Consider the following 23,288-nt stretch of genomic DNA (forward strand, 5'->3'; position numbering starts at 1 on the left):
GGTCACTTCGACAGCGAGAGCGTGAGGTAGTTCGGGTAGGCCGGGAACGACGCGATGAAGAAGTTCTGCACGTTCGAGCCGTGGAGGAACGACTGCTTCGCGTAGGTCAGCGGGACGACGGGGGCATCCTGCAGGATGAGCTTGTCGGCCTGGGCCCACAGCTTCTGCGCCGCCGCCTGGTCGACGGTCGCCGACGCCTTGGCGATCAGCGCGTCGACCTCGGGGTTCGAGTAGTGCGAGACGTTGTTGCCGCCGGAGCCGATCTCGCTCGACGCGAAGAGCGGCTGGATGTTCGCGTTGGCGCTCGGGAAGTCGGGCTGCCAGCTGTACAGGGCGAGGTCGTAGTTCGCCGAGGTGGCGGTCGCGTCGGAGTAGAAGGACGTCTGATCCTCCGGCTTCAGGGTGACCTTGATGCCGGCGCGCTCGATGCCCTGCTGGAGGGCCTGCGCCTGAGCGAGCGACGCGGAGTCGTTCTGCGTCAGGAGCCGCAGGCTGAGCCCGGACGACCGGCCCGCCTTCTCGAGGAGCGACTTCGCCTTCGCGACGTCGCCGTCGGCTCCGGCCGGGTAGAGATCGTAGCTCTGGCGGCCGGCGATTCCGGGAGTGATGAGCGTCGAGGCGGTCTGACCGGCCGAGGACCCGCCGGAGGCGATCAGGAACGACTTCTTGTCGACGGCGTACTCGAGGGCCTGGCGCACGGCCAGGTCTTTCAGGGCACCGCTCTGCGTGTTGATCGCGAGGTACGACAGGGGGCCGGCCTGGGAGGTGGCGAGGCGCTTCGCGGCGTCGGGGTTGGCCTTCACCTGCGCGAGCTCCGCCGCACCGAGGTAACCGGCGCCGAAGCTGTTCCGGGCGTCGCCGTTGTCGGCGATGAGCGTCTGGGTGGTCGTGCTCTCGTCCTGGCCCATCTTGAAGACGACCTGGTCGGGACCGGCCGTCCGGACGGAGTCGGTGGCTTCGCTCCAATTCGGGTTGCGCTTCAGCGTGAGCTGGCTGCCCTGCGAGAACGACGCCACCTGATACGGGCCCGAGGCGACCGGGTTCTGGCCGTAGGTGGCCGGTTTGTCCTTCGCCTTGGGCACGGGCGTGAAGGCGGGCATCGAGGCGATCCACGGCCAGTCGCCGTAGGCGGCGTCGAGGTGGAAGACGATCGTCTTGGAATCCGGCGTCTCGATGGAGGAGAGCTCCTTGCCGGAGTACGGACCCTTGTAGTCGGAGCCGCCCACGAGGAGGGTTTTGTGGTAGCCGAGACCGCCCGCGAGCTGGTCGGCGAAGGACCGTTCGATGCCGTACTTGATGTCGGCCGTCGTGATCGGGCTGCCGTCGGCGAACTTCAGGCCGTCCTTCAGCGTGTAGCTCCAGGTCTTGCCGTCGTCGCTCGCGGTGCCGGTGGTCGTGGCCAGGTCGGGGACGACCTCGGGGGTCTTGCCCGGCACGATCTTCCACGTCGTCAGGCGGCGCTCGACGAGACCGAGGGTCGTGATGGCGAGGTTCTGGCTCTTGGCCGGATCGAGGTCGATCTTCGGCGCCGCGGTGAGGATCGTCAGGGTCCCGCCGGCGGAACCCGTGGCGGACCCACCGCCGGAGGTGGAGGTGCAGCCCGTGACGAGGAGGGCGGCGGTGAGAGCGACGGCTCCCGCGCGGACGACGTTTTTCATGAGCGATCCCTTGCATCTGCTGAACGGGTGGTGCTGAGCGGCCGGAGCCGACCGCGGTGGGCGGCCCTCCGGTGACGATCTGTGCGGCTCCACCCTTTCGAGCGTCGCCTCCGTAACCAAATCGCGTGACCTCCCGTGGCATTCCCGATTCGCCGCAATCGTCGCATCCGGGACTGACATTTCGGCGTCTGGTAGGCTCGACGGGTTTTTTGCCACGAAACCAGGAGATGCGTATGAGTGATCAGCTACCCCGTTCCACCCCGTCGAAGATCCGCACGACCAGGCAAGGGCGCCGGCAGCTGACCACAGGAGACGTCACGGTCGTGGAGGAGCCGCTGCTGAAGCGGGCCGTCGCGGCCGCCGCCCTCGGAAACGGGATGGAGTGGTTCGATTTCGGCGTCTTCGCGTACCTGACGACGACGCTCGCGAGGGTCTTCTACCCGGACCTCGATCCGACGCTGAGCGTCATCCTCACCTTCGCGACCTTCACCGCCGCGTTCATCGTGCGTCCGATCGGCGGTGCCTTCTTCGGCCCCCTGGGCGACCGGATCGGGCGGCAGAAGGTGCTGGCCGTGACGATGATCATGATGGCGGCGGGCACCTTCGCCATCGGGCTCCTGCCGGACTTCTCGACGATCGGGGTGTGGGCACCGCTGCTCCTGCTGCTCGCGCGTCTCGTCCAGGGCTTCTCGACGGGTGGCGAGTACGGGGGCGCCGCGACCTTCATCGCCGAGTACTCCCCGGATCGGCGCCGCGGCTTCATGGGGTCGTGGCTCGAGTTCGGGACCCTCGGCGGTTACGTCCTCGGCGCCTCGCTCGTCACGGTGCTGCAGGTCGCCATGCCGGAGGACGCCCTCCTCGGCTGGGGCTGGCGCATCCCGTTCCTCGTCGCCGGGCCGCTGGGCCTCGTCGGGCTCTACCTCCGCCTCAAGCTGGAGGAGACGCCGGCCTTCCAGCGGCAGCAGGAGGAGGCGTCGCAGCGCGAGGCCGTCAAGACGCCCGTGCTGCGCCTGTTCGCCGAGAACTGGCGCGCGCTCATCGTCTGCATCGGTCTCGTGCTCGTCTTCAACGTCACCGACTACATGCTGCTGTCGTACATGCCGACGTACCTCACGACCACTCTGGGCCGCGACGCGACCAACGGGCTCGTCCTGATCATCGTCGTGATGGTGCTGATGATGGCCGTCATCGGGCTCGGCGGACGCCTCTCCGACCGCTTCGGTCGACGCCCCGTGCTGTTCGCCGGTTGCCTCGGGTTCCTCGTGCTGTCGTGGCCCGCGCTCAAGCTGGTGCAGACGGACTCGACGGTGCTCGTGTTCGTGGGGCTGCTCCTGCTCGGCCTCGTGCTCGTGACGTTCACGTCGACGATGCCCTCCACCCTGCCGGCGCTTTTCCCGACGATCATCCGCTACGGGGCGCTCGCGATCGCGTTCAACGTCTCCGTGTCGCTGTTCGGCGGGACCACGCCGCTCGTGACCGAGTCGCTGGTCGCGTGGGCGGATCGACAGGGCTTCCCCTGGGCGAACGACATCCCCGCGTTCTACCTGATGATCGCGGCGGTGATCGGGCTGGTGGCCGTGTGGTTCACCAAGGAGACGGCGAACACGCCGCTGCTCGGATCCGGCCCGTCCGTCGCCACGGACGAGGAGGCCGAGGCCCTCGTCGCGGCGTACGCCGACGAGTCGAGCGAGGTCGCGCGGTCGGAGTGGGCCGTCGAGTTCGCGCAGTCGGGGCCGATCGACATCGTGCGCCCCGCTTCGCCGCCCGTGGTCGATGAGGCGGTGTCGCGGACGGCGCACTGACTTGGGGCGGTGGCCGGCGAGACTCCACGTTTGGCCACGTTTCGCGAAGGTGAGTGGCGTGTTGTGGAGTCTCGCCGGGTGGGGCGGCGCGGGCGCCGGTCGGGCGCAGACGCGTCAGCGCGCCGCGAGGAGCGACCGCGTGTAAGGGTGCTCGGGCGCGGCGAAGAGCTGCTCCGTCGGCGCCTGCTCGACGACACGCGCCTCGTGCATCACGGCGACGTGGTCGCTCACGTGCCGGATCACCTCGAGGTCGTGCGAGATGAACAGCAGGGCGAGGCCGCGCGACTCCTGCAGCTCGTCGAGGAGGTCCAGCACCTGCGCCTGCACGGTCACGTCGAGGGACGACACCGGCTCGTCGCAGACGAGCACGAGCGGCTCAGGAGCGAGAGCCCGCGCGATCGCGACGCGCTGACGCTGCCCGCCGGAGAGGGAGGCGGGGGAGCGGTCGGCGAGCGAGGCCGCGAGTCCCACCTCGCCGAGCAGCGTCTCGACGCGGGCGCGGACGGGACCGGTCCGGGTGCTGCGCCCGGCCGTGAGGGCGTCGGCCAGGATCCTGCCCACCGTGAATCGGGGATCGAAGGAGCTGAGGGCGTCCTGGTAGATCGCCCCGAGAGCGGCCCGGCGCGCGCGGCGCTCGTGTTCCGAAAGCGGGTTCCACGCTTCGCCCAGCAGCTCGACCGATCCCTCGTCGGGCGTGTCGAGGCCCAGCAGGATGCGCGCCGTCGTCGTCTTCCCGGAACCGGACGCGCCGACCAGCCCGAGGGTCTCCCCGGCGCGGAGTTCCAGCGAGACGTCGTCGACCGCGGCGCGGTCGCCGAAGCGCCGCACGAGGCCCGTCGCACGGAGGAGGACCCGGGGGAGAACGCGGTCTTCTCGGTCGGAGGCGGCTCTCGCGGGACTCGTCGGACCGGAAAGACCGCGTTCTCCGACGCCGTCACCGACTCCGACGCCGTCACCGACTCCGACGCCGTCACCGACTCCGTCACCGACTCCGTCACCGACGCCGGGCCGAGACCCGCCCGGGGACAGGCGCGTGCCCCGCGGCTTCCCGGCCGGGAGCGCCGCGACCAGGCTGCGCGTGTACTCGTGCCGCGGCGCGTCGAGGATCTGCTCGACCGGCCCCTGCTCCACCACCTCGCCGTCGCGCAGGACGACGACGCGATCGGCGAGCCGGCGGACGGCGCCGAGGTCGTGGCTGATCGCGAGGACCGCGGTCCCGGCGTCGCGCAGGGCGGCGAGCCGGTCGACGACCTGCCGCTGCACCTGGGCGTCGAGGGCCGTCGTCGGCTCGTCGGCGATCACCACGTCGGGGTCGAGCGCGAGAGCGGCGGCGATGAGGGCCCGCTGGCGGAGGCCGCCCGACAGCTCACCGGAGCGCTGCGAGCGACGCCTCTCCGCCTCGGGCATGCCGACCTCGTCGAGGACCTCGAGGACGCGCCTCCGACGCTCGGCCGCGGAGAGGCGCGTGTGGAGGCGGAGCGAGTCGTCGATCTCGCGTCCGATCGGTCGGAGGGGGTCGAGCGAGACCAGAGCGTCCTGCAGCACGAGCCCGATGCGGGGTCCGCGCAGCCGGCGCCAGGCGCGCTCGCCGAGCCCGAGGAGCGTCCGCCCGTCGAGCGAGAGCTCGTCGGCGGTGACGTCACCGCCCGTCAGACCGAGGAGCGCGCGAGCCGTGACGCTCTTGCCGGAGCCGGACTCGCCGACCAGGGCGACGCACTCGCCGCGCGCGAGCTCGAACGATACGTCGCGGACGGCCGCCGCCCCGTCGAAAGCGACCGACAGCCGCTCGACGACGATCCGGCCGACCCCGGCGACGCCGTTCGAGCCGTCGTCCTCGCGCCCGCGCCCCGTCACCGCGCACCTCCGCGCCGGGCGAGCCGTCGCCCGATCACCGTCGTCGCCGACGCCGTCAGCACGATGGCGAGCCCCGGGAACACCGTCATCCACCACGCCACGGCGAGATAGGTCCGCCCTGCCTCGAGCATCGCGCCCCACTCGGGAGCGGGCGGCGGCGAGCCGAGTCCGAGGTAGCTGAGCGACGACGCCCAGACGACGGCCTGGCCGACCCCGAGGGTCGCGAGCACGACGACGGGCGCGAGCGCGTTCGGCAGGATGTGACGGGTCAGGATCGTCAGCGGCGACCGCCCCAGCACGCGCGCCGCCTCGACCATCTCGGAGGCCCTCACGCATCGGATCTGAGTGCGGAAGATCCGCGCGTAGCCGGGCGCCGTGGCGAGTCCGACGGCGATCGTGGCGGGCAGCGGTCCCGGGCCGACGAACGCGATGATGACGAGGGCGAGGAGGAGCCCCGGTAGCGCGAACATCACCTCGAGGAGTCTCCCGACGGCGAGGTCGGTCGCCCGGCGGCCGACCCCCGCGGCGATTCCGAGCAGGAGCCCCAGTCCGACGCCGATCGCGGTGGCGGCGACTCCGATCAGAAGCGACGCCCCCGTCCCGTGCACGACCCGCGCGAGCAGGTCGCGGCCGGAGTCGTCCGTCCCGAACGGGTGGGCGAGCGACGGCGCCCGGAACGCGTCGGCGGGCGAGATCGCGAGGGGATCCCCGGGCGCCAGGAGCCCCGGCGCCAGCGCCGCGAGAACGACCACGGCGAGCACGGCCACAGCGGCGCCCTCCACGACCGTGAGTCGACGCCGGCGGCCGGGGCCGGGGCGACCGAGGGTGCGCGGGAGCTCGGGCAGAGCGGTCACGCGGTCCGCCCCCTCGGGTCGACGATCTTCTCGGCGAGGTCCCCGAGCGCGGTGACGACGACGTAGGCCAGGGCGGAGAGGAGCGCGACGCCGGTGACGAGCGGGATGTCGCGCAGAGTGACGGCGTCGAGGAGGGTGCGGCCGAGGCCGGGTCGGGCGAACACCGACTCCACCACGATCGCGCCGCTCAGCAGCGAGCCGAACGCCCAGCCCGACAGGGCGAGCCCGGGCAGGGCCGCGTGCCGCAGGAGATGGCGGGCGAACACCCCCGACGAGCTCTCGCCGCGTGCCCGTGCCGACAGGGCGAACGGCGCCGACGAGGCATCCAGCAGGGAGTCGCGGGTCACCTGCCCGAGGAACCCGGCGACGGGCACCGCGAGGGTCACGACCGGCAGCACGAGGCCGGCCGGGGTTCCGGTGCTCACCGGTGGCAGGAGACCGAGCTGGGTCGAGAAGACGATGATGAGGACGCTCGCGAGCAGGAAGTGCGGCACGGCGGAGGCGACCACCTCGAGGCCCGCGGCCACGGTGTTCGCCGCGCGTCCGCCTCCGGCGCTCCACCACGCGACGGCGACGGCCAGGATCCAGGCGACGACGAGGGCGAGCAGGGCGAGCAGGAAGGTGGGCGGCACCTGGGCCCGGAGGACGCTCGCCACGCTCTGCTTGAGCGAGTACGAGGTGCCGAGATCGCCCCGGACGAGCCGGCCGAGCTGGTCGACGTACTGGACGGCGAGCGGCTGATCGAGCCCGTACTGACGGCGCACGAGGGCGAGCGCCTCGGCCGACGCCTGCGATCCGGGTCCGCCGAGGATCGCCTCGGCCGGGTCGCCGGGCACGAGCCGGATGGCGAAGAAGATGAGCGTCGCGACCGCCCAGAGGACCAGCGCCGCTCCCGCGAGCCGGGTGACCAGCCAGACGAGAGCGGCCCTGATCACTTCTGGAGCCAGGTGTCGTAGAGCGTCGGGGTCGAGACCGTCGGCAGGGCGCGGAGCCCGTGCACGCTCGTCCGGGAGAGGAAGTGGTTCTGCTGGTCGTAGAGCGGCAGGACGTAGTAGCCGTCGAGCACGAGCTTCTGGGCCTGCTGGTAGAGATCCTTGCGCAGGGTGGCGTTGCTCTCGGCTCCTGCCTTCGCGAGCAGCGTGTCGAGCTGCTTCGAGTCGACCTGCGCGTTGTTGGCGAAGTAGCCGCTCGGAGCGGGCGTGATGCTGGCGGAGTCGTAGAGGATCCCGAGGACGCCCGGGCCGACCTTCGTGTAGGGGGCGCTCACGATCTCGTACTTGTGCGCCGCGAGGGCGCCGTACCAGCTGGACAGGTCGAGCTGGCTGATCTCGACGTCGAAACCGAGGTTCTTCGCGTTGGCCTGGATCTGCTCGAAGAGCGACCTCTCGGCGGGGATCGACTGGTTCGTCGACACGGGGAACCGGACGGTCAGGCGCTTGCCGTCCTTCACCCGGTAGCCGGCCGAGTCGCGGCTCGTCCAGCCCGCCTCGTCGAGGAGGGTGTTCGCCTTGGCGGTGTCGACGGTGAAGAGCGAGGGGGCGGAGTAGCCGTCCTTCTCGACGCTGGAGAGGAGCGAGTAGGAGCGCTTGGCGGTGCCGAAGAAGAGGCTCGTGATGCCGGCGTTCACGTCGACACCCGTGATGAACGCCTGGCGGACCTTCTCGTCGTCGAACGGAGCCTGAGCGGAGTTGAGCTCGAGGCGGTCGGAGGCGCCGGGGCGGGGCGCGTCGATCGCCGTGATCTGGGAACTCTTCGCGGCGGCGACGAGCGTGTCGGGCTGCGCGTTGTCGATCACGTCCACGTCTCCGGCCTGGAGGGCCGCGTAGCGCGTCGCGGAATCGGGGATGAACCGCCAGGTGATCTGCGACAGATAGGCCTTGCCGGTGTGTGCGGCGTCCTTCGGGGGCGAGGTGTATGAATCGTTCCGCACCAGGGTGATCGCCTGCTGCTTGACCCACTTCGTGACTTTGAAAGGACCGGTGCCGACGGGCGACTCGCAGTTGACCGCCTGCGTGCGCTTCAGCGCCGTGGGTGACTCCATGGCGAGCCAGGGCTGCGACAGGGAGTCGAGGAGCGAGCTGTCGGGGCTCGACAGGCCGAGCGTCACCGTGGTGGCGTCGACGGCCGTCGCGCTCTTGACCTTGCCGAGGGCGAGGTACCCGGTCGACGAGAGAGTCGAGGGATCCTGCACGTGCTTGATGTTCGCCACGACCGCGGCGGCGTCGAAGGGGGTGCCGTCGGTGAAGGTGACGCCCTTCTTGAGGGTGAAGGTCCAGCTCAGGCCGTCGTCGGAGGCTTTCCACGACGTGGCGAGCCAGGGGATGATGTCGCCGGCGGAGTTCTTCGACACGAGCTCCTCGAGGTACTGCGTCGCGACGAGGGCCTGCGGGTAGTTGCCTCCGACGTGCGGGTCGAGGCAGGTGGGCTCCGCGTCGCCCGACGCGTACGTCAGGGTTCCTCCGGCGACCGGGGTGCTCGACGCAGAGGGGTTCGCACCGCTCGTGCATCCGGTGAGGACGAGGGCGCTGGCGGCGGTGACGGCGAGGAGGGGCAGGAGCGGGGTGCGCACGGGAACTCCGATGTTGATTTATGGACTCGGTACAATAAGCGGCCCATCGAGTCTACAGCGGAGAATGCTGACGTGACATCCACTTCCCGCGCCGGCCGGCCTCGCCGCTCCTCCGCCGAGATGCTCGCCGACGCCGCGTCGGAGCTCTTCCTCGAGAACGGCTACGCGGGCACGACGGTCGACCAGATCGCCCAGCGCGCCGGCGTCAGCCGGGCCACCTTCTTCAACTACTTCCATGGCAAGGCCGACCTCCTCTGGCTCGATCTGGACAGGAGCCTCGTCGGTCTCGCGAGCGCCCTCCGCGAGGCCGCCGCGCTCGCCGACGTCGCCGCGGTGGCGGCGGCCCTCGTGGCGGTCGCGCGCTCGCACGACGACGCTCGGGTGCCGTGGGCGCTGTCGCAGGGCGAGGCGATGCGCCTGGGGGACGACCTGACCGCATCCGGCGCGGCCCGCTTCGTGGCCCAGCACCAGACGGTCGCCGCCTACGTCGCCGAGCGCCGCGGCGAGCGGCAGGATGCGCTCGGCCCCCAGGTCGTGTCGGCCGCGCTCCTCGCCGCGGCCGGTGCCGCGACGGTCGCCTGGGCCCGCGCCGGCATCGGTCGGGGCCCCCTCGCCCCCTTCGTGGAGCGTGCCGTCGACCCCGTCGCCCGGGGTCTCGCCGACACGTCGTTCTGAGCCTCGGGACGAGCTGACGCATCTGCCCTAACGACGGGGGACATCCGGGGGACGCGCCGGGGCCGACTTCCCTGTTACTGTCGCACGACCGGCTGCGATCACCAGGCGGTCTTCCTCGCTCGGGGGTGGGTCGGAGCGCGCGGAGGGTTTCCCGACTCACGCGAAAGAACCGTGCCCCGTGAAGAAATCCTCCCTCGCGAAAGCGGTCGCCTGGCCGACCGCTCTCGTCCTCGGGCTCGCAGGATCCGCGCTGGTCGCGGCTCCTGCCTCGGCCGCCGCTCCCGTCGGGGCGTCGTCGGCCGTCGCCACGTCCTCGTCCGCACCGGCCGCGACTCCGGCGCCGACCGCCTCGGCCGTGCCGAGCGCCGCTCCGACCTCGGTTCCGACGCCGGCTCCGACCAACGCCCCCACGCCGCCCGCGCGCGTCGCGAGCCCCGCGACCCCGGCGCTGGCACCGGCCCCGACCGACCTCACCGTGACGTCGCCGGTCTCGAAGTTCCCGGGCGTGCCGATCGTCGTCGCGTCGCGCACCGTCGACATCACGGGCATGGCTCCGGTGGGCAGCGAGATCGTCGTCGAGGACTGGAGCGGCACCGATCTCGCCCACATCCGGAAGACGACCACCACGTCGTTCACCGCGACCGTCGTGTTCCCCGCCGACGTGCCCTACCAGCAGTTCGTCGACGTCTACGGCGTCCACGGCAAGGACGACCTGACGGACGTCCCCCTGGCGCTCGAGCTCCCCGCTCCCGACAGCGTCGTCCCCGCCGTGTCGACGCCCGCCGCGGGTGCCTCGTTCGCGGCGATCGCCCTGCCCTTCACCACCCGGAGCGACACCGGAACCGAGTTCGGGGCGGTCGACGTGTCGGGGACGGGCACGGCCGGCGAGAACATCATCTTCTTCTTCACCGCTCCCGGCGCCGCCCCCGACACGAACGAGTTCGACGAGTTCGGGTCCTACACCGACGACGGCGCGTTCGGCTCGATGACCCAGCCGATCCTGGTCGGGCCGGACGGGACGTGGTCGAGCCAGGTCTTCATCCCCATGGGATCCACGTCGCTGCAGGCCGTGCAGCAGAAGTACGACCAGACCGACGAGTACTTCGACGAGGCGCTCAGCCACGCATCCGACCTCACGGCGCCCGTCGTCATCACCGTCACGAAGTCGGTCGTCGACGTCGAGGCGCCCAGGATCACCACTCCGGCCTGGGACCCCACTGCCGCATCGCAGGCCGCCGTGGCCTCGTCGTCGCTCGCGTCCCCGCTCGACCGCGCCCGTCAGGCGACGAAGGCCCGAGCGGCCGTCCTCGAGGCGCGGAAGGCGGCCTGGGCCTCACCGACGCGCGGCATCTCCGTGCCGAAGGACGGGTGGAACCTCCGGACGCCGGCCGCCGAGGCCGACTTCACCTACGACGACCTCATCAGTGAGATCGGAGCCAGGGTGACCGGGACGGCGAGCTCGACCCGGCACGGTTTCCTGGAGACCACCGTCGCGGGAACGGGGACGCCCGGGGATCACATCGCCCTCTACGCCCAGGACGGCAACACCGCGATCGAGTACCTGTTCCGCCTCTACCCGAACTACCTCCGCGCGATTCTGGGCGGAGATCTGACGGGCATCTCGGACGTCGACGCGTCCCTGCTGCCGGAGGACGACGGCTCGATCGTTGTCGACGCCACCGGGCACTGGTCGACGACGCTCACGCTCAAGCCCGGCAACTACCTCTACACGGCGTTCGCCGTCGACCCGACATCCGCCGAGTACTCGCTCGCGGGCAACGTCGTGCTCGTGCACCTGAGCGGCACGCCGATCGTCGACCCGGCGGCCGTGTCGACGCCGGTCGAGCTCGCGTTCACCGGGTCGCGGACGCCCTGGGCGGCTCTCGTCGGGGCGGTCGGAGCGCTCGTGGCAGGCGCCTCCCTGCTGGTGGTCGCCGCGCGGCGTCGCCGGACGGAGTAGTCCGCTCGCAGAGCGGCCGGGTCCGGGCGACCGCACCCGACACGAACGACGCCCCCGCCGGAGATCGGCGGGGGCGTCGTCGTCTCACCGGCGGGCGGTCACGACACCGAACCCGGCAGGGCGTCCTTCGTCGTCGGCACGATGCTCTTCTCGTCCGGGGTCGACAGGGTCAGGACGGCCTCCTCGACGATGTCGTGCTCCTCCAACTCGCGCTCGACGCGGCGGAGCGCCACGGCGACGTGCTCCTCGTCGTCGTTGCCGATCATGTCGACGGCGGCGACCAGGTAGAGACGGCTCGGCCCGACGAACTCGGTGTGGAGGTAGGTGACACGCGCGATGTCGGGCCGCTCCAGGAGACGACGGAGGACGGTCGACTCGACCTCGTCGGTCGGGCTCTCGCCGATCAGGAAGCGCCGGTTGCGATCGATCAGCACGAGGGCGACCAGGCCCAGCAGGATGCCCACCAGGATCGATCCGACGGCGTCGAAGGCCGCGAGGCCCGTGAGCTGGTGCAGCAGGATGCCCAGGAACGCGATGACCAGGCCGATCAGTGCCGCGGCGTCCTCCGCGAAGACCGCCCGCAGCGTCGAGTTCGACGAGCTGAGCACGTGCCGGACCACGGGGATCCTGCGCGTCTTGGCGGTTCCGCGCGCCTGCCGCAGCGCCTGGAGGAACGACGTGCCCTCGAGCACGAAAGCGATCGCGAGGACGATGTAGTTGATGAGGTAGTCGGTCTCGGGCTCCGACTCGGTGAGCTGCTGGAACCCGTGGTAGGTCGACACGACGGCGCCGACGGTGAAGAGGCCGAACGCGGCGAACATCGACCAGACGTAGGTCTCCTTGCCGTAGCCGAGCGGGTGGTCGCGGTCGCGGACGCGCGCGCCGCGGCGGTCGGCGATGAAGAGGAACACCTCGTTGCCGGTGTCGGCCCAGGAGTGCGCCGACTCGGCGACCATCGACGCCGAGCCGGTCAGCACCGCCGCCACCGTCTTGGCGATCGCGATGAGGAAGTTCGCCGTGAAGGCGACGATCACGGTGAGGGCGCTCTCGGGCTTGGCGGTCTCGGTCTTGGCGCTGTCGGTCGGGGCTCCGGTCGCGGAGTCGGCTGTCGTCATGTTTCCAGTCTGCTCCTCCGCGGGTAAGATCGATGCTGCACCGATCCGGCCATCACCGGGGAGCACCCGGAAGAATGCGAGGGCCCGCCCTCGTCAGTAGAACCGGGCGGGTCAGGCCCGTCACAGCCGCAGTGGAGAGGTCGTCCCCGGTCACGGGGAGGGCAAGCGGGGTGGTACCGCGACTCCCGAGATCCTCGGGGGCCGTCCTCGTGCACGAGCACCTGCACTGGAGAGACGTTGCCGCAGTCATCGAAGAGCTTCCGCCGACAGGTCCCGGCGTCGCCGAACTTCCCCGCCATCGAGACCGGCATCCTCGCCTTCTGGAAGGGCGACGACACCTTCCAGGAGTCGATCCGCCGTCGCGAGGGCTCCGACGAGTGGGTCTTCTACGACGGCCCGCCGTTCGCCAACGGCCTCCCGCACTACGGTCACCTCCTCACCGGCTACGCGAAGGACGTCTTCCCGCGCTTCCAGACGATGCGCGGCAAGCAGGTGCATCGCCGCTTCGGCTGGGACACCCACGGCCTGCCCGCCGAGCTCGAGGCCATGCGCCAGCTCGGGATCACCGAGAAGCACGAGATCGACGACATGGGGATCGCGGAGTTCAACGCCGTGGCCCGCCGCTCCGTCCTCGAGTACACCGCCGAGTGGGAGGAGTACGTCACCCGCCAGGCGCGCTGGGTCGACTTCGAGAACGACTACAAGACCCTCGACGTCTCCTACATGGAGAGCGTCCTGTGGGCGTTCTCGCAGCTGCACGAGAAGGGCCTCGCCTACGAGGGCTTCCGCGTGCTTCCCTACTGCTGGCACGACGAGACGCCGCTGTCGAACCACGAGCTGCGGATGGACGACGACGTCTACAAGATGCGCCAGGACCAGACGGTCACGGTCACCTTCCCGCTCGACGGAGCCAAGGCCGAGGCCCTCGGGCTGACCGGCGTCAAGGCTCTCGCCTGGACGACGACGCCGTGGACCCTGCCGACGAACCTCGCGCTCGCGGTCGGCCCCGACATCGACTACGCGGTCGTCCCCTCCGGCCCGCTCGGCGCCTCCGACGGCAGCGCCGAGGGCGTGGCGTCGTTCCTCCTGGCGGCCGACACGGTCGCCGCCTACGCGAAAGACCTGGGCTACGCCACGGCCGACGAGGCGCAGGAGGCGGTCGCTCGCACGATCGCCGGTCGCGACCTCGACGGGGTCGCCTACGACCGGCTCTGGGACTGGTACGCCGACACCGCGACCTGGGGCACCGAGAACGCCTGGCACATCCTGGTCGCCGACTACGTCGCCACCGGGGAGGGCACGGGCATCGTCCACCAGGCCCCGGCCTACGGTGAGGACGACCAGGCGGTCTGCGCCGCGGCCGGGATCCCGGTCATCGTCTCCGTCGACGAGGGCGGGCGCTTCCTGCCGATGTTCGGCGACATCGCCGGCCTCCAGGTCTTCGACGCGAACAAGCCGCTGACGCAGAAGCTCCGCGCCGAGGGGCGGCTCCTGCGCCAGGCGAGCTACGAGCACAGCTACCCGCACTGCTGGCGCTGCCGCAACCCGCTGATCTACCGGGCCGTGTCGAGCTGGTTCGTGCGCGTGACCGAGTTCCGCGACCGCCTCGTCGAGCTCAACCAGGAGATCACCTGGGTGCCCGAGAACGTCAAGGACGGCCAGTTCGGCAAGTGGATCCAGGGCGCCCGCGACTGGTCCATCTCGCGCAACCGCTACTGGGGCTCGCCGATCCCGGTCTGGAAGAGCGACGACCCGCAGTACCCGCGCGTCGACGTCTACGGGTCGCTCGCCGACCTGGAGCGCGACTTCGGCCGCCTGCCGACGAACGCCGAGGGCCTGCCCGACCTCCACCGCCCGTTCATCGACGAGCTGACGCGCCCCAACCCCGACGACCCGACGGGGCGCTCCACCATGCGCCGGATCGAGGACGTCTTCGACGTCTGGTTCGACTCCGGCTCGATGCCGTTCGCGCAGGTGCACTACCCGTTCGAGAACCAGGAGTGGTTCGACTCGCACAGCCCCGCCGACTTCATCGTCGAGTACATCGGGCAGACGCGCGGCTGGTTCTACCTCCTTCACGTGCTCTCGACGGCGCTCTTCGACCGCCCGGCGTTCTCGAACGTCATCAGCCACGGCATCGTGCTCGGCTCCGACGGTCAGAAGATGTCGAAGTCGCTCCGCAACTACCCGAACGTCAACGAGGTCTTCGACCGCGACGGCGCCGACGCGATGCGCTGGTTCCTCATGTCGTCGAGCGTGATCCGCGGCGGCAACCTGATCGTCACCGAGGAGGGCATCCGCGAGTCCGTCCGGCAGTTCCTCCTTCCGCTGTGGAGCACGTACTACTTCTTCACGCTCTACGCGGCCTCGGCCGACGGCTACGAGCCGCGCCTCCGGACCGACTCCGACGACGTCCTCGACCGGTACCTCCTGGCGAAGACCGGGCGCATGATCGACGACGTCGCCCGCGACCTCGAGCGCCTCGACTCGCCCCTCGCCACGTCGACCCTGCGTGACTTCGCCGACGTGCTGACGAACTGGTACGTGCGCCGCTCGCGCGGTCGCTTCTGGGCAGGATCCGACACCGCCGCGTTCGACACGCTCTACACGGTCCTCGAGACCCTCACCCGCGTGGCCGCACCGCTGGCGCCCCTCGTCGCCGAGGAGGTCTGGAAGGGGCTCACCGGCGGGCGGAGCGTCCACCTGGAAGACTGGCCGGACTCGTCGCTCTTCCCCGTCGACGACGCTCTCGTCGACGCCATGGACCGCGTCCGCGAGATCGCCTCGTCGGGTCTGGCCCTCCGCAAGTCGACCGGGCACCGCGTCCGGCTGCCGCTCCCGGCCCTCACCGTCGTCTCCGCCGATCCCGACGGCCTCGCGCCGTTCCAGGGCATCCTGGCCGACGAACTGAACGTCAAGGACGTGCGCTTCGCGACCCTCACCGAGGAGAGCCTCGGCGAGTACGGCGTGACCCGGCGGCTGACGGTCAACGCGCGGGCCGCCGGTCCCCGCATCGGCAAGCAGGTGCAGCAGGCGATCCCGGCCGCCAAGAAGGGCGACTGGGAGGCGCGCGGCGAGAACGTCGTCGCCGGCGGCATCGAGCTCCTCCCGGGCGAGTTCTCGCTCGAGTTGACGGTGGCCGACGCGTCGAACGCGATCGCCTTCACGGGCGACGGCGGCTTCGTGCTGCTCGACACCCGCACCACGCCCGCCCTCGAACGCGAGGGCCTCGCGCGCGACGTGGTGCGTGCCGTGCAGCAGGCCAGGCGCACCGCCGATCTCGACGTGAGCGACCGCATCCGGCTCGCCCTCACGGTCGACCCGGTGGCCGAGGCCGCCGTCGAGGAGCACCGCGACCTGATCATGAGCGAGACGCTCACCACCGCCCTGACCCTCACGCTCCGTGAGGGAGAGGCCCCCGGAGAGGCCGTCGAGGTCGGCTCCGGATCGAAAGTGACTGTCGAGGTCCAGCGCCATGAGTGACACCCCCAACACCCCCCGTGACGACGAGGACGACGAGACCGTCGACACCGGAGCCCTCGCCGACGTCTTCGGGACGCGCGACGACTTCGGCGACTTCCCGACTCTCGGCGACGACGACGAGCGCGACCACGACGACCGAGACGACGCCCGTCCGGCGTCCCCCGACGAGTCGGCCGACCAGGCCGCGGCCCGGACCGTGTACGAGGAGCTCCTCGCGCGGATCGGCGAGAACGCCCCGCAGCCGCGGCTCGGGGCGACGCGGCGGGCGGTCGAGCTGCTCGGCGACCCGCAGCGCTCCTACCCCGTGATCCACATCACGGGCACGAACGGCAAGACGTCGACGAGCCGCATGATCGAGAGCATCCTGCGGGCCTACGGCCTGCGGACCGGCCTCATGACGAGCCCCCACCTCACGAGGGTCAACGAGCGCATCGTCATCGACGGGGAGTCGATCTCCGACGCCGCCCTCGCGGAGAACTGGCGCGACATCCAGCCCTACCTCCTCATGGTCGACACCGAGCTCGCGGCCGCCGCCGAGGAGCCGCTGACCTACTTCGAGGCCCTGACGGTCCTCGCGTTCGCCTCGTTCGCGGACGCCCCGGTCGACGTCGTCGTGCTGGAGGTCGGCATGGGCGGCGAGTGGGACTCCACGAACGTCGCGGACGGCCAGGTCGCCGTCTTCACGCCGATCGCCCTCGACCACACCAAGCGCCTCGGCGACACCGTGACGGAGATCGCGCGGACCAAGTCGGGCATCATCAAACCCAGCGCGAACGTCGTCACGTCCGCGCAGCTGCCGGAGGCCCTCGCCGAGCTCGAGCGCGCCGCCGACCTGACGGAGTCGACCCTCGCCGTCGAGGGGACGGGCTTCGAGGTGCTCTCCTCGGCCGTCGCGGTCGGCGGGCAGCTCATCTCGGTGCGGGGCATCGCGGGGCGCTACGACGACCTGGCGCTGCCGTTCTTCGGGCGTCACCAGGCGCAGAACGCGGCGACGGCCATCGCCGCCGTCGAGACCTTCCTCGGCAACGGGAGCCAGGCGCTCGACCCGGAGATCCTGGCGACCGGCCTGTCTCAGGCGACCTCCCCGGGCCGGCTGCAGATCCTCGCGAACGACCCGCTCATCCTGCTCGACGCCGCGCACAACCCGCACGGGGCGAGGGCGCTGGCCGACGCGCTGGGGGAGTACTTCCAGCTCGATCGCGTCGTCGCCGTCCTCGCCGTCCTCGCCGACAAGGACGCCGCGGGCATCATCCGGGCGCTCGCGCCCGCCGTCGAGCAGTTCGTGATCACGCAGTCCGACTCCGACCGGTCTCTCGACGCCGACGAACTCGCGTCGATCGTGGTGGGTATCGTGGGCCCCGACCGCGTCACCGTCGAGACCAACGTCGTGACCGCCCTCGGCGTCGCCCGCGACCTGGCCGAGGAGTCCGAGAAGGGCGGCGTCGTCGTCACCGGATCGATCACCCTCGTGGGCGAGGTCCTCGCGCTCACCGAAGAAGACGGATGGAAATGACCGACACCCCCGCCGGCGCCCCGGGCGGAGACTCGCCCGACCAGGTGGCGGCTCCCGCGAAGACGCGTCGGCCGCGCCGCGAGCGGAGCCTGACCGAGAGCCTGCTCTCGATCATGCTCGTGCTCGAGGCCTTCGTGCTGTTCTTCGTGATCCTCAACGTCGCGGGTGCGCGCATCCTGCCCACCGGTGTCGCCTGGGGCGGCGGACTCGCGCTCATCGCCCTGATGCTGCTCACCTCGGGCGTCGTGCGCTACCGCTGGGGCGTCGTCCTCGGCTGCGTCCTCCAGGTCGCCATCGCCCTCACCGGGCTGCTGGTCGGGTTGATGTGGGTCGTCGCCGCCCTGTTCATCGGCCTCTGGATCTTCTGCCTCTACAAGGGCGTCACGATCGACCGGCGCAACGCCGCCTACCGAGCCTGGCTCGAGCAGAACCCCGGCGCCTCCGCCTGACCAGACCTCCCTACCGCCTCCCACCCCTCACCGAAGGAGACACGTGTCCGACCTCGAAGAAACCCTGGTGCTCGTCAAGCCCGACGGCGTCGCCCGCAACCTGACCGGCGAGATCCTGCGCCGGATCGAAGCCAAGGGCTACGGCCTCGTCGACATCAAGTTCGTGGAGGCCGACCGGGCCCTCCTCGCGGCCCACTACGAGGAGCACGTCGGCAAGCCGTTCTACGAGCCCCTCGTGGAGTTCATGGAGTCCGGCCCCATCGTCGCGATCCGCGTCGAGGGCAACGGCGTCATCGCCGGGTTCCGCTCGCTCGCAGGAGCCACGGACCCGACGGCCGCCGCGCCCGGCACCATCCGCGGCGACCTCGGCCGCGACTGGGGCCTCAAGGTGCAGCAGAACCTGGTGCACGGCAGCGACTCGGTCGAGAGTGCGGCCCGCGAACTCTCCCTCTGGTTCAAGTAAGAAGGCCCCGGCACGGCCGCTCGCGGCGTTGTCGTCGGTTGCGATAGCGCCGCTATCGCCGCCCTCCTCCGCCTTGCGTTCGGTCGCACCGGAGCCTTCTTGAGATCGACCGCGCACGACGAAGCCCCGCACCTATGGGTGCGGGGCTTCGTCGTGCTGCGAGACCTACTTGGCCGTCGCCTGCGACGTGACGAACGAGGCGAAAGCGGCCGCGTCGGTCAGCGAGCCGCCGTACTGCTTGCCGTTCACGAGGACGGTCGGGGTCCCGGTCAGCTTCGCGACGGAGGAGTTCGGCAGCTTCTGGGTCAGCGCTCGCTGCGTGGCGTCGCCGACCCATTTCTCGAACGTCTTGTCGGTGATGCACTTCGGGATCGACGCGTTCGTCGCCCCCGCGGTCTTCACCATGCTGACGAGTTTGTCGTCGCCGAGCCCGTTCGACTGCTCCGGCGGCTGGTTCTTGTAGAACTCCGCCACGACGTCGAGGAACTTGTCGGGCTCGTAGTTGGCGACGCACGCCGCGGCGTTCGCCGAGCGGGTCGAGTACTTGTTGCCGAGCGAGGACGCGTCGAGGATGGCCAGGGGGTGGATCTCGTAGGTGACCGCGCCCTTCTTCAGCCACTCGTTGATCTGCGTGGCGTTCGTCGTCTCGAACTGGTTGCAGTAGGGGCACTGGAAGTCGACGTACGCCGTGATGTTGACGGTCTTCGTCATCGCCTTCTGGTCGGTCGCCTTCGGCGCCTCGCCGCCCTTGAGGGCCGCGGTCTGGACGGCCGTGACGGCGCCGGTGCTGGCGTTCCCCTGGAGCAGGATGCCGTCGCTCGCCATGTTCTTCGGCCCCGGCGCTCCGGGACCGGTCGCGTTGACGATGATCAGCACGACCACGGTCGCGACGGCGAGGACGCCCACGACGAGCCCGCCCTGCGCGAAGACGCGATTGCGACGCTTCTTCTTGGCGGCGGCCTCGCGGGCGACGCGCGCCTTCTCGCGGGCTTCCTCACGCCGATCGCGCTTGTTGGGACCGTTGTCGGGGGGCGGAGTCATGTGTCCTCGGATCTGCGGTGGGTATCGGTTCTCGGCCGGCGTCCGCCGACTCGCCGGGCCAGGGGGCCCACGGGCAGGACTTTACGGGGGCCCGACTGGTGTTCCCTGAAAGATCGCGGCGTGGCTCCTGCGGTCTCGCCCGCGGGCCCCGGGCGGGCGCTCAGCCGAACAGGTACGACGGCAGGAGCGGGAAGTGCTGCAGGATGATCGCCACGATCACGAGGTAGTTGATCGCCGGCACGATCCACGAGTAGGGCAGGAAGGCGCGGGCACGCCTCCGCAGCGTCTCGTTGCCCGTCAGACGCCCGGTGGCGACGTTCCAGACGGTGAAGATCCAGAACATCGGGATCGTCACCGACCAGACGAGCATGCACCAGGGGCAGAGCGATCCGATGGCGTAGACGGTCTGGGTGAAGAGCCAGGTCACGAAGACCCAGGAGAGGAAGAGCCCGACGTTGAAGGCCACCCAGTACCAGCGGGCGAACCGGGCACCGGCGAGGAGGCCGATGCCGACCGCGACCGGAGCGACGAATCCGGAGACGCCGAGCAGGGGGTTCGGGAAGCCGAAGAGGTGCGACTGCGCGCTGTTGATGACGTTGGTGCAGGAGACGAACGGGTTGATGTCGCAGCTCAGCGCCTGCTTCGGATTCTCGAGCAGACCGATCTTCTCGACGACCAGCGTGAACGACCCGTAGAGGCCCACGAGCCCCGCGACGATCAGCAGGATCGCCGCGACGAAGGGCGGCTTGGCAGTGGTGGGGGACGACACCCTGGGATTATGACATGCGTCGAATCGCCGCCCCGGGGCATCGCGTGCGATAATCGGGGGAGTCCCAGGGTGAGAGCCGGGCGAGCTTTCCGGTCGCCGTGTCCAAGAACGGCACGGAGCCGTGATTTGACGGCGAAGGCCGGTAGACAGATTTTTCTCATGCGGCCCAGACGGCCCGCGTGACAGCACAGATTTCGCGAGATCGTGACAACGCAGCCGGTGCTCCGGTTCGCGGCACGACGCTCGCCGAAGAAGATTTCCCGGCGGGGGCTGACGCACCGTGTCAGGTCGCCCCGGGACGAGGAGTTGCACCACCGATGGTGGAGAAGAACGACACACCGAAGAACGGCCCGAAGAAGAGAAGTCGGTTGTTCGCGGGTTTCCGCTCGCGACAGACGACGCCCGCGGCGGAACCAGCGCCCGAGTCCCCCCGGGTCGAAGCCCTTTCCCCCCTTTCTCGCGCAGCCGGAGAGGTCCCCGCGACCCCGGCAGCCGATGCTGACGTGCCCCAGGAGGCCCACGCCGTGACCGACGAGAACGGCTCCGCGCCGTCCACCCCCGTCCATCTGATCGACACCGAGGCGCTCGAGCGCGACGAGGCGGATTCGACCCCCGAGGTCGCTCCCGCCCTGGCGTCGCCGTTCCAGGCCCCGCTCACGACGACGAGCCTGATCTTCCACGCTCCCGAGATCGCGCCGCTCCCGCCGCGCGACCGCCGCGACGCCGACGACGACGACGATGACGACGACGAGCGCGGAGCCCCCGGGCGTCGCCGCACCCGTCAGCGCAGCGGATCGCCCGACGGCCGGTCCGACGAGGTCACCTCGAGCCGGACCCGCAGCCGCGCGAACCGCGAGCCGCGCGAGCAGCGCGAACCGGAGCTCATCACCGAGCCCCAGCGGATCAAGGGCTCGACGCGACTCGAGGCGAAGAAGCAGCGTCGCCGCGACGGCCGCGACGCCGGCCGGCGTCGCCCGGTGGTGACCGAGGCCGAGTTCCTCGCCCGCCGCGAGAGCGTCGACCGCAAGATGATCGTCCGCTCGCAGGGCGAGAGCATCCAGATCGGCGTCCTCGAAGACGGGATCCTCGCCGAGCACTACGTCGCCAAGGCGCAGAACGTCTCCCTCATCGGAAACGTCTACCTCGGCCGCGTGCAGAACGTCCTGCCGAGCATGGAGGCCGCGTTCGTCGACATCGGGCGCGGTCGCAACGCGGTCCTCTACTCCGGCGAGGTCGACTGGGACAGCGTCGAGCACGGCAACCAGCCGCGTCGCATCGAGCTCGCGCTCAAGCCGGGCGACCGCGTTCTCGTCCAGGTCACGAAGGACCCGGTGGGCCACAAGGGCGCTCGCCTGACGAGCCAGATCTCGCTCCCCGGCCGCTTCCTCGTCTACGTGCCCAACGGCTCCATGAACGGGATCAGCCGCAAGCTGCCCGACACCGAGCGCGCGCGCCTCAAGAAGATCCTCAAGGAGGCTCTGCCCGAGAACACCGGCGTCATCGTGCGCACGGCCGCCGAGGGCGCCACGGAGGAGCAGCTCACGCTCGACGTGAAGCGCCTGCTCAACCAGTGGGCCGACATCTCCAAGAAGGTGGAGTCGGGCAACGCCCCGAACCTCCTGCACTCCGAGCCCGACCTCCTCATCAAGATCGTCCGCGACGTCTTCAACGAGGACTTCCACGAGCTCGTCATCGACGGCGAGGACGCCCGCGAGACCATCGAGCAGTACCTCTCGGCCGTCGCGCCCGACCTCCTCGACCGCCTCAAGCCCTACGAGGGCGACGGCGACAGCTTCGACGACTACCGGCTCAACGAACAGATCGACAAGGCCCTCGACCGCAAGGTCTGGCTCCCCTCCGGCGGCTCGCTCGTCATCGACCGCACCGAGGCCATGACCGTCGTCGACGTCAACACGGGCAAGTTCGTCGGGTCCGGCGGCAACCTCGAGGAGACCGTCACGAAGAACAACATCGAGGCCGCGGAGGAGCTCGTCCGTCAGCTCCGCCTCCGCGACATCGGCGGGATCATCGTGGTCGACTTCATCGACATGGTCCTCGAGACCAACCGCGACCTCGTGCTGCGCCGCCTCGTCGAGTGCCTGAGCCGCGACCGCACCAAGCACCAGGTCGCCGAGGTCACCTCGCTCGGCCTCGTGCAGATGACGCGCAAGAAGCTCGGCCTCGGCCTCATGGAGTCGTTCCAGGAGATCGGCGTCGACCGCCAGCAGGCGCAGGAGCAGCAGCAGCAGAACCGCCAGAAGTCGCAGGAGCGTCGCCGCGCCAAGGCGCAGAACGGCCCCGCCCGCACCGGTGCGCCCACGTCGCCCGCGCACCCGATCACGGCCTCCACCCACGCCATCACCGACGACGTCAAGAACGCGCTCGCGAAGATCGCGGCCTCGACGATCGCTCACGGCGACAGTGAGACGGCGGCGGCGGCGAGCGAGACGGCAGCGGCCGTCGAGGCGGCCATCGACGCGGTCGCGGCGAGCATCGCACCGGTCGAGGGCGGCAGCGCCCCGGCAGCCGACGACGCGTCGACCGCAGGAGCCGCGGCTCCTGCCCCCGAGTCCGGCTCCGGCCGCTCGCGGCGCGGCCGCGGTCGCCGCGCCTCCTCGTCGACGCAGGCGGCCGCCCCGCAGGCCGAGGCTCCCGCCGACGCCGCCGGCCTGATCGACGTGCCCGCGACCGAGCCCGCCGCCGTCGTGCCGCCGGTCGAGCCGACCTCCCCGGTCGTCGACATCGTCGAGGAGACCGCACCGACCGCGCGTCCCGAGAAGGCGTCGCGCCGCTCGCAGGCCACCGTCACCTCCTCCGAGGCGACCGTCGCGATCCTCGACATCCCCGTGGCGAAGGTGGAGCGTGCTCCCCGTCGCATCAGCACGCACGACGCCGAGCAGATCCTCGACTCGGTGCTCGGCGCGCTGCCCGAGCCGAAGCAGCCCGGTCAGGGGCGAAACCGGTCGCGTCGGGCCTCCAGCACCGGGACGGTCTCCGCTCCCGCGCCGGACGCCGCGGCCGACGCCGGCGCGACGGACGGCCCGTCGATCCTGGGTGTAGGAGTGGCGTCGGACGACCTGTGA

16 protein-coding genes are annotated in these 23,288 nt (G+C 70.7%); 8 read left to right on the plus strand and 8 right to left on the minus strand.

Going from position 1 to position 23,288, the window contains the following annotated elements; all coding sequences use genetic code 11:
• Window positions 1-2: 2 nt before the first annotated feature.
• Entirely contained in the window at window positions 3-1,658 is a 1,656-nt protein-coding gene (locus tag AS850_RS16780) for an ABC transporter substrate-binding protein (protein WP_236940831.1), read from the minus strand.
• Window positions 1,659-1,891: 233 nt separating this feature from the next.
• Between AS850_RS16780 and proP the strand changes: the two genes are divergently transcribed.
• On the plus strand, window positions 1,892-3,460 hold the full coding sequence (gene proP / locus AS850_RS05035; RefSeq protein WP_119868135.1) for a glycine betaine/L-proline transporter ProP: 1,569 nt from the start codon (window positions 1,892-1,894) through the stop codon (window positions 3,458-3,460).
• Window positions 3,461-3,574: 114 nt separating this feature from the next.
• On the opposite strand, the gene AS850_RS05040 is transcribed toward proP, so the two are convergent.
• From AS850_RS05040 to AS850_RS05055, 4 genes are read right to left on the minus strand one after another with little or no spacing between them, the layout of a single operon-like run.
• Window positions 3,575-5,314, minus strand: coding sequence for a dipeptide ABC transporter ATP-binding protein (locus AS850_RS05040; protein WP_236940832.1), 1,740 nt, complete (start codon window positions 5,312-5,314; stop codon window positions 3,575-3,577).
• Entirely contained in the window at window positions 5,311-6,159 is an 849-nt protein-coding gene (locus AS850_RS05045) for an ABC transporter permease (RefSeq protein ID WP_119870136.1), read from the minus strand. Before AS850_RS05045 ends, AS850_RS05040 begins: the two co-directional genes overlap by 4 nt.
• Before the next feature lie 5 nt (window positions 6,160-6,164).
• Window positions 6,165-7,103 (minus strand): ABC transporter permease, encoded by a 939-nt coding sequence (locus AS850_RS05050; RefSeq protein WP_236940833.1) that lies wholly within the window; start codon window positions 7,101-7,103, stop codon window positions 6,165-6,167.
• Window positions 7,100-8,737, minus strand: a complete 1,638-nt coding sequence (locus AS850_RS05055; protein WP_236940834.1) for an ABC transporter substrate-binding protein — start codon at window positions 8,735-8,737, stop codon at window positions 7,100-7,102. The genes AS850_RS05050 and AS850_RS05055 overlap by 4 nt, the downstream gene beginning before the upstream one ends.
• A 72-nt stretch (window positions 8,738-8,809) precedes the next feature.
• Between AS850_RS05055 and AS850_RS05060 the strand changes: the two genes are divergently transcribed.
• Entirely contained in the window at window positions 8,810-9,412 is a 603-nt protein-coding gene (locus AS850_RS05060) for a TetR/AcrR family transcriptional regulator (RefSeq protein WP_236940835.1), read from the plus strand.
• Window positions 9,413-9,590: 178 nt separating this feature from the next.
• A complete protein-coding gene (locus AS850_RS16460; RefSeq protein ID WP_164088391.1) occupies window positions 9,591-11,372 on the plus strand; it encodes a hypothetical protein in 1,782 nt (593 codons plus the stop codon).
• Between the two features lie 98 nt (window positions 11,373-11,470).
• Here the strand turns inward: AS850_RS16460 and AS850_RS05070 are convergent, their stop codons facing one another.
• On the minus strand, window positions 11,471-12,487 hold the full coding sequence (locus AS850_RS05070) for a cation diffusion facilitator family transporter (protein WP_119868138.1): 1,017 nt from the start codon (window positions 12,485-12,487) through the stop codon (window positions 11,471-11,473).
• Between the two features lie 237 nt (window positions 12,488-12,724).
• On the opposite strand from AS850_RS05070, the gene ileS reads away from it, so the two are divergent.
• The 4 genes from ileS to ndk are packed head-to-tail and all read left to right on the plus strand — an operon-like array spanning window position 12,725 to window position 18,395.
• Window positions 12,725-15,970: an isoleucine--tRNA ligase gene (ileS, locus tag AS850_RS05075; protein WP_119868139.1), complete on the plus strand. Its 3,246-nt coding sequence runs from the start codon at window positions 12,725-12,727 to the stop codon at window positions 15,968-15,970.
• Window positions 15,963-17,483 (plus strand): bifunctional folylpolyglutamate synthase/dihydrofolate synthase, encoded by a 1,521-nt coding sequence (locus AS850_RS05080; RefSeq protein WP_119868140.1) that lies wholly within the window; start codon window positions 15,963-15,965, stop codon window positions 17,481-17,483. Before ileS ends, AS850_RS05080 begins: the two co-directional genes overlap by 8 nt.
• A complete protein-coding gene (locus AS850_RS05085) occupies window positions 17,480-17,932 on the plus strand; it encodes a DUF4233 domain-containing protein (protein ID WP_164088392.1) in 453 nt (150 codons plus the stop codon). Before AS850_RS05080 ends, AS850_RS05085 begins: the two co-directional genes overlap by 4 nt.
• Window positions 17,933-17,975: 43 nt before the next feature.
• Complete coding sequence (gene ndk / locus AS850_RS05090) at window positions 17,976-18,395, plus strand: nucleoside-diphosphate kinase (protein ID WP_119868142.1); 420 nt, start codon at window positions 17,976-17,978, stop codon at window positions 18,393-18,395.
• 165 nt (window positions 18,396-18,560) lie between these two features.
• On the opposite strand, the gene AS850_RS05095 is transcribed toward ndk, so the two are convergent.
• Both AS850_RS05095 and AS850_RS05100 read right to left on the minus strand, forming a co-directional pair.
• The gene (locus AS850_RS05095; RefSeq protein ID WP_119868143.1) at window positions 18,561-19,436 is read right to left on the minus strand and encodes a DsbA family protein; all 876 of its coding nucleotides are present in this window, start codon (window positions 19,434-19,436) and stop codon (window positions 18,561-18,563) included.
• Window positions 19,437-19,596: 160 nt separating this feature from the next.
• Complete coding sequence (locus AS850_RS05100) at window positions 19,597-20,205, minus strand: vitamin K epoxide reductase family protein (RefSeq protein ID WP_119868144.1); 609 nt, start codon at window positions 20,203-20,205, stop codon at window positions 19,597-19,599.
• A 179-nt stretch (window positions 20,206-20,384) separates the two neighbouring features.
• Between AS850_RS05100 and AS850_RS05105 the strand changes: the two genes are divergently transcribed.
• Window positions 20,385-23,288 (plus strand): Rne/Rng family ribonuclease, encoded by a 2,904-nt coding sequence (locus tag AS850_RS05105; RefSeq protein ID WP_442856900.1) that lies wholly within the window; start codon window positions 20,385-20,387, stop codon window positions 23,286-23,288.

Source organism: Frondihabitans sp. 762G35 (assembly GCF_002074055.1).
In the GTDB taxonomy this organism is placed as follows: Bacteria; Actinomycetota; Actinomycetes; order Actinomycetales; family Microbacteriaceae; genus Frondihabitans.